Below are 425 nucleotides of genomic sequence, written 5' to 3'. Positions count from 1 at the left end.
AAATCGGAAAGCTCGGCAGCGCGCTCGTCACCTTGTCCCAGAACGCTTTCAGCCGTTCCATCCAGCGTTCGGGCGGGTTGCCCGCGATGATCGCGGCGTTGACCGCGCCGATCGAAATCCCGGCCACCCAATCGATCTCTATGCCGGCGTCGGCCAGCCCCTGGATCACGCCCGCCTGATAGCTGCCAAGCGCGCCGCCGCCCTGGAGGACGAGCGCAACCTGATCGGGCAGCGGCATGCGCTTGGACTGCCGGCGCGGCGCGCGGCGGGGTTTTGCTGCACTGCGGGACTCGTCATCGGCCATGCGCGCGCCATGCGCTTTCCGTGGCTTAGGATCAACGACGGTTTGATGACAGGGGCGCCCCCTCTTGCAACCCAGAGCATCGGCGCCCATTCAATCAGCCATCGCTCTGGATAGGGAAGCC

General features: G+C 66.4%; 1 protein-coding gene. It reads right to left on the bottom strand.

What is annotated here, in order from left to right; translation table 11 throughout:
• Window positions 1–304, bottom strand: a 304-nt coding sequence (locus tag MKZ40_RS17055) for a patatin-like phospholipase family protein (protein WP_282628006.1), incomplete at its 3' end; no start/stop codon positions are given.
• Between the last annotated feature and the right edge of the window lie 121 nt (window positions 305–425).

Origin of the sequence: Cobetia sp. BMC6 (genome assembly GCF_029991385.1) — a bacterium.
GTDB lineage: Bacteria > Pseudomonadota > Gammaproteobacteria > Pseudomonadales > Halomonadaceae > Cobetia.
Note: the sequence above shows the minus strand (reverse complement) of the source record. Positions and strands in the feature narration are given on the sequence as shown.